The sequence below is a fragment of the Streptomyces hainanensis genome (assembly GCF_004348415.1).
Classification (GTDB): Bacteria; Actinomycetota; Actinomycetes; order Streptomycetales; family Streptomycetaceae; genus Streptomyces; species Streptomyces hainanensis.
On record NZ_SMKI01000453.1, the window covers coordinates 1 to 6,256 of the forward strand.

General features: G+C 71.0%; 7 protein-coding genes. 2 read left to right on the top strand and 5 right to left on the bottom strand.

Annotation, left to right across the window (positions count from 1 at the left end):
- Positions 1-186 precede the first annotated feature (186 nt).
- From E1283_RS29835 to polX, 4 genes are all read right to left on the bottom strand, one after another.
- Positions 187-621, bottom strand: coding sequence for a PIN domain-containing protein (locus tag E1283_RS29835; RefSeq protein WP_132821284.1), 435 nt, complete (start codon positions 619-621; stop codon positions 187-189).
- A complete protein-coding gene (locus tag E1283_RS29840; protein WP_132821285.1) occupies positions 618-857 on the bottom strand; it encodes a ribbon-helix-helix protein, CopG family in 240 nt (79 codons plus the stop codon). Before E1283_RS29840 ends, E1283_RS29835 begins: the two co-directional genes overlap by 4 nt.
- Before the next feature lie 106 nt (positions 858-963).
- Positions 964-1,434, bottom strand: coding sequence for an NUDIX hydrolase (locus E1283_RS29845; protein WP_132821286.1), 471 nt, complete (start codon positions 1,432-1,434; stop codon positions 964-966).
- Between the two features lie 561 nt (positions 1,435-1,995).
- The gene (polX, locus tag E1283_RS29850) at positions 1,996-3,732 is read right to left on the bottom strand and encodes a DNA polymerase/3'-5' exonuclease PolX (RefSeq protein ID WP_132821287.1); all 1,737 of its coding nucleotides are present in this window, start codon (positions 3,730-3,732) and stop codon (positions 1,996-1,998) included.
- A gap of 164 nt (positions 3,733-3,896) precedes the next feature.
- Here polX and E1283_RS29855 point away from each other — a divergent pair, with 164 nt between their 5' ends.
- Positions 3,897-5,066 (top strand): site-2 protease family protein, encoded by a 1,170-nt coding sequence (locus E1283_RS29855; RefSeq protein WP_132821288.1) that lies wholly within the window; start codon positions 3,897-3,899, stop codon positions 5,064-5,066.
- Between the two features lie 25 nt (positions 5,067-5,091).
- Here E1283_RS29855 and E1283_RS29860 read toward each other — a convergent pair whose 3' ends face one another.
- A complete protein-coding gene (locus E1283_RS29860) occupies positions 5,092-5,607 on the bottom strand; it encodes a YceI family protein (RefSeq protein ID WP_132821289.1) in 516 nt (171 codons plus the stop codon).
- 154 nt (positions 5,608-5,761) lie between these two features.
- Here E1283_RS29860 and E1283_RS29865 point away from each other — a divergent pair.
- Positions 5,762-6,256: MarR family winged helix-turn-helix transcriptional regulator (locus tag E1283_RS29865; RefSeq protein ID WP_132821290.1), on the top strand; the 495-nt coding region annotated here is incomplete at its 3' end.

The following is a 6,256-nucleotide window of genomic DNA, read 5'->3' on the forward strand; positions in this document are numbered from 1 at the left end:
CCCCCCGGCGCGTCCCCAGCCTGCGAACCCGCCTCGGCTGGGCCCTCGTCGAAACCGGTCTCCGCCTCGCCGTCCCACCGAAACCGACCGACCCGGCCGACCACCTGAGCCTCGGGTGACCGGCAGCCGTCGGTGTCGACGGCGGTCCCGCGCGAACGCCACGTCGGTAACGGGCCCCAAGCCGCCCTACAGGTCGTCAGGCAGAAGCCGAAAGGCGTGGTTGCCGGTGAGCGGGGCGACAGCTCTGAAGTCCCGGCAGTCGAGGGTCAGGATGATCTCGGTGTCGAAGGTCTCGGCCAGGACGACGTTCACCGCGTCGGCCAGGTCGAGCCGCAGGGCCGCGTAGTGCTTCTGGACCATACGCGCCTTCCGCAGCGTCTCGGCGGTCACCTCGGGAACGGCTACGCGCCCGACGCGTTCCTGGGCCAGCAGCCAGTCGATGACCGTGTGCGCGGCCCTCCGGTCGACGTCACGGGTGGTGATGTGTTCGATCTCCAGGATCACCAGCGGCGACACCACGGTGAGCGCCGCTTGACGCATAGCGGTGCGGGCGGCTTCGTGCCCGGGATCCGAGGTGTTCAGGGCGGCCACCAGGCCGGAGGTGTCACCGACGACGATCACTCGGCGTCCACCACACCGTCCGAGACCGCTCGATCGATCTCCTCGCTGGTGACGGGACCGCCGAAGTCCAGGCGCGGAATATCCCACTCCTCGTCCCAACGCCGGCTGCGCAGGGCCACGAGATGGAACGCCTCCCGGAAGTACTCCGACTCCGGCCGCCCCTCCCGCGCCGCCGCCTCCTTGATCAGCGCGAGGTCCTCCTCGTCGACCATGACGGTCGTCTTCTTCAAGGCCATATGGTTATGGTACCTCCGCCATCACGCGCCAACTCGACGGAGGCGTGCACACACAGAAGGAAGGCCGAGTCGCGTCAACGCTGCTCACCGATCAGCCGGAAATCTGTTAACCGAGATACGGCTGCGCTCCGCCTTGTAGATAGTGATCCAGCCTCAAGCGCTGTGTGTGATGCATAGGGAGGTCGGATAGCCCTCGCGGCTCTACGAAGCGGATATCTGTGGACTCGTTAGACATCGCCAGTTGACCGCCATTGATGCGGGCAGTGAAGCACACGTTGAACTGGCGGCGGACCTCGCCGTCCGTGTACGCGATGATGTGGCGTGGGTCGGTGTAGGTGCCGACGAGACCGGTGATCTCGACGTCCAGGCCGGTCTCTTCCTTGACTTCACGCACGGCCGCACCAGGGAGCGACTCGGTCAGCTCCATGCCTCCGCCGGGCAGTGCCCAGAGGTCGTTGTCGCGTCGGCGCTGGAGGAGGATGCGGCCCTGGTCGTCGGTGACGACGGCGGAGGCGGCGACGACCATGCTGTTCGGCTCGGGGGCGTTGGGGTCGTCGTAGTACTCGGTGCGTGCCATGGTCAGACTTCCTCGATCGGATCCACGGTGGCCCATACCGCGTTGAAGCTCTCGGCGTACGTGTCGAACATCCCCCCGTAGATGGAGCGGAACGCCGGCTGCCATGACAGCTCGTAGCCGCTCGTTCGGCGCCACAGTCTCTCCCCATTCCCCAGGACGGCACTAGGGACGTACTACCGACGCGGAACGTCCCGAAGTGGGGTTTGTCGGAGATTCCTTCGTCCCATACCGCGACGCGATGATCACGCAGCGAAAGAACCCCGCAGCCGTGGTTGGACGACCCGGGGCATGGTCAACGCCGCGAAGGAGTGTCGTCAGTGCCGAACGTCTCACAACGGAGTGGTTCTGGCGAGTCTGCCCATCGCTTGGCAACCCGTACTTCCCTTTGGAGAAGGGCAACGGGGGCTCGCCGTAAGGCGCTTGATCAACAACCGCATACGAGACCGGACCACCGGGCTCCGCCCCGCCAGGTGCGCGCGGGCCCGGGCCCGGCCCGCTGCCGCGCGCACCACCCCGCGCGAAGCGCGGCGGAAAGGGCGGTGGGTGGGGGAGAACCCCCGGTCAGCGCCGGCCAGGCCCCCGCAGGAACTTCCGAAGTCGCGTCAGCGGCCACGTGTTGATGACCTCGTCCGCCGTCAGCCACCCCCGCTGCGCCGTCGCCACCCCGAACCGCAGGTTGTCGAGCTCCGAGACCGCGTGCGCGTCGCTGTCGATCGCGAAGCGAACGCCGTGGCGGCGCGCCAGCAGGATGTGTTCGTCGCGGAGGTCGAGCCGCTCCGGGTGGCCGTTGACCTCGACGGCCGTGCCCGTGCGGGCGCAGGCCGCGAAGAAGGCGTCCAGGTCGACGTCGATGCCGGCTCGCTTGCCCAGCTTCCGCGTCGTCGGGTGGCCGATGATGTTGACGTGCGGGTTCTCGGCGGCCCTGATCAGCCGCCGGGTCTGGGCGGCGCGGTCGAGGCCGAAGTGGGAGTGGACGGAGGCGACGCACACGTCGAAGCCCGCCAGGAAGTCGGCCGGCCAGTCCACCTCGCCCTCCGGGTCGATGTTGAGTTCCGTGCCGTGGAGCAGCCGCAGCCGGCGCCCGTAGCGGTCGGCGAGGGCCCGTACGCGGTCGCGTTGGGCGAGCATCTTCTCGCTCGTCATCCGCTGCATCCTCAGCTCGGGCGCGTGGTCCGTGACGGCGTAGTACGCGTAGCCGCGCGCCGCCGCGGCCTCGGCCATCTGTTCCAGGGTGGCGAGGCCGTCCGTCAGGTCGGTGTGGGTGTGCAGGTCGCCGCGGATGTCGTCCTGCGTTACGAGGTCCGGGAGTTCACCCCGTAGCGCCGCGTCCACCTCGCCGCGGTCCTCGCGCAGGGTGGGCGGGATCCACGGCAGGTCGAGGCGGCCGTAGACCTCCTCCTCGGTGCCGGCGTGCAGTTGCTCCCCCGTCTCGGTGTCGAAGATGCCGTACTCGGAGAGCTTGAGCCCCTTCCGCACCGCGATCGACCGGGTGCGGATGTTGTGCGGCTGGGAGCCGGTGAAGTACTGGAGTCCCGCGCCCCAGGACACCGGCGGCAGCACCCGCAGGTCGATCTGGAGGCCCTTGGCGGTGCGTACCGACGTCTTCTTCCGGCCGTGCACGATGATCTCGGCCGTGCCCGGCAGTTCGGTGAAGGCCCGCATGATGGCCTCGGCGTCCTCGTCCCGGGCCGCGACCAGTACGTCGATGTCGCCGATGGTCTCCTTCATCCGCCGCACCGAGCCCGCGTACTCGCACCGTTCGACGCCGGTCGCGGCGACGAGGCCGGACACGGTCTCCTCGGCGATCCGCAGCGCCTCGCCGAGGAGAATCCGGCCGCCGGCGGCCCGCATCAGCTCGACGCCGTGCAGGATGTTGTCGGCCGCCTTGGGGCCGAAGCCCTTGAGTCGGCCGAGCCGGTCCTCGTGGACGGCGGTGACGAGGTCGTCGACGGAGGCCACGTCGAGTTCGCGGTAGAGCGTCATGGCCCGTTTGGGGCCGAGTGTCGGGATGGTCATCAGCTCGCGGACGCCGGGCGGCACCGTCGACCGCGTCTCGTCGATGGCGGCGACGTGGCCGGTGCTCAGGTACTCGGCGATCTTGTCGGCGATGGACTTGCCGACGCCCGGGATCCCCTTGAGGGCCTTGGCGTCCAGCTTGGACACGTCCTGCGGGTAGCCGCCGATCGCGCGCGCGGCCCGCTCGTAGGCGCGCTGCTTGAACGCGTCCCCGCCGCTGATGGCGAGGAGGTCGGCGTACTCCTGGAGCAGCGCCTCGACCTCCTCGTTCGGCCGAGCCATGCGTCCAGTCTGAGGCCTTCGCCCCACTTCGGCAGCACGGGGCGGCACGGGGCGGCGCAGGGCGGCACAGCGCGGCACGGGAATGGTTCGGCCGGCGCGGGGTACTCGGCGCCGGTCAGTCCCACCGTGGGCACTGACAGCGGGCCGAGGCGAGGTGGTGACCCGTGCGCGCGACCTTCATGCTGGGGCGGATCGCCGGCGTCCGGATCGGCGTCAACTGGAGTGTCCTGGTCATCTTCGCGCTGATCGCCGCCGTGCTGGCCGCCGGTCGGCTGCCGCACGACTACCCGGGGCGCGGCTGGGTGCTGTACACCCTGGTGGGCATCGGGACGGCGCTGGTCTTCTTCGCGTCGCTGCTCGCGCACGAGCTGGCGCACGCCGTCGTGGCCAGGCGGAACGGTGTCGAGGTGGAGGACATCGTGCTGTGGCTGCTCGGTGGGGCGACGCGGATGCGGTCCGAGGCGCCGACGCCGGGCGCCGAGTGGCGGATCGCCGGGGTCGGGCCGCTGGTCAGCCTGCTGCTCGGTGGCCTCTTCGTCGTGTTGACGTGGCTGTTCCACGTGGCCGGGGCGTCCGGGCTGCTGGTCGAGTCGGCGGCCTGGCTGGCCACCATCAACGTGCTGCTCGCCGTGTTCAACGTGATCCCGGCCGCGCCGCTGGACGGCGGTCGGCTGCTCCGCTCGTTCCTGTGGTGGCGCACCGGGGACCGGCTGCGGGCGACGACCGGCGCCGCGCGGGCCGGTCAGGTCTTCGGCTGGCTGCTGGTCGGCTTCGGGATCTGGGCGTTCATCTGGAGCGCCGCGTTCTCCGCGCTGTGGCTGGCGCTCATCGGCTGGTTCCTGGTCCTGGCGGCCACGGAGGAGGGCCGCCAGGCCAGGCTGCGGGAGCTGTTGTCCGGCGTCGCGGTCCGGGACACCATGACCCGCGACCCGGTGACGGTGCCGTCCCGGGAGACGGTCGGCGAATTCCTCTCCGGGGAGGCGCGGGCCGGTCGGCACTCGGCGTTCCCGGTCACCAGGGACCGCGGGAACGGCGAGGCGGAGCGCGACGACCACCACGCGGTGGGGCTGCTGACCATGGACCGGGCCGAGCGGGTGGGCCAGGACGACCAGCGGCGGCTCACGGTCGGCGAGATCATGCTGCCGCTCGACCAGACCCAGGTGAGTCGCCCGGACGAGCCGCTGTCCGAGGCGGTGACCAGGATGACGCCGGGCCCCGAGCACCGGCTGCTGGTGCTGGACGACGAGGGGCACCCGGTCGGCATCGTCGCCCCCTCGGACGTCAACCGCACCGTGGAGCGGATCACGGCCGACCACGGCGGGCCGGCGCGCTGATCCGCTGACCCGCGGGGGGCGGGCGTCAGCCGGCGGCGCGGGTGAAGCGGAGGGTGGCCGTCACCGTGGTGAGGCCGGGCATCATGCCGAGTTGTTTCCGCCCCACCCCGAACTCGGCGCGGTCCACGGTGAACTCGGTGGTCAGCGTGAGCGCGTCGTCGGCCACGTCGGCGAGCGTGGCCGACACGGTGATCGGCCGGGAGACGCCGCGCACGGTGAGCCGCCCGGCGGCCCGCACCGTGTCGTCGCCGGTGCGCTCCGCGCCGTCGACGGCGAGGGTGATCTCGGGGTGGTGTTCGGCGTCGAAGAATCCGGCGCCCCGCAGGTGGCCGTCCCGCTTGGCGTGGCCGGTGTCGAGCGAGGCCGCGTCGAGGGTGACGACGCCGGCGGCCGCGCCGTCCGCCGTGACCTCGCCGCGCCCGCCGACGGTGGCGAAGGCCCCCCTGACGGTGATCAGACCCCACATCCCGCGGTGGCTGATGCCCACGCGGGAGGCGGCCGGGTCGAGTTGCCACGTTCCGGTTCGGACGGCGACGGTCATGGGCTCGCTCCAGAGAGGTGATCGCACAAAAGGTGGTCGCACGAAGGTGGTCGTACAAATTTGGATGAGTGACGCGAGGGCCACGCTAGCAACTTCTCCATTTTTGGACAACTGACGCCGGGGAGAATCGTGGCGCACGCATAGACTGGAGGCCATGGCCTCACCCGACGAGCACGCCGCCGACCAGCCGGAAGGCACCGAACACGGCGACGCGTGCGGCGCGTTGCGCACGGAGCTCCGGGCCTGGATGCTGCTGCTCGCCGCGACCGGCGCCGTCGAGCAACGGCTGCGCTCCGTGGTGAAGGCCCGCCTCAACGTCTCGCACGACGAGTTCCTGGTGCTCTGCCTGCTCGCCGACCAGCCGGCGGGCGCCCTGCGGATGACCCGGATCGCCGAGTCCCTCGGCCGGCCCAAGACCCGGCTCACCTACCAGATCGCCTGCCTCCAGCACGCCGGCCTGGTCGGCCGGCGGTCGGTCTGCGGCGACCGGCGCGGCGTCGAGGTCGTGCTCACCGACAAGGGGCGACGGCTGCTGGCCGAGGCGTCCACCGCCCTCGCCGACACCGTCACGTGCGCCCTCGCCGAGGCCATGGGCCCGGCCCAGCGCGAGGCGGTGCGCGGCCTGCTGCCGGGGCTCGAAGGCCCGCCC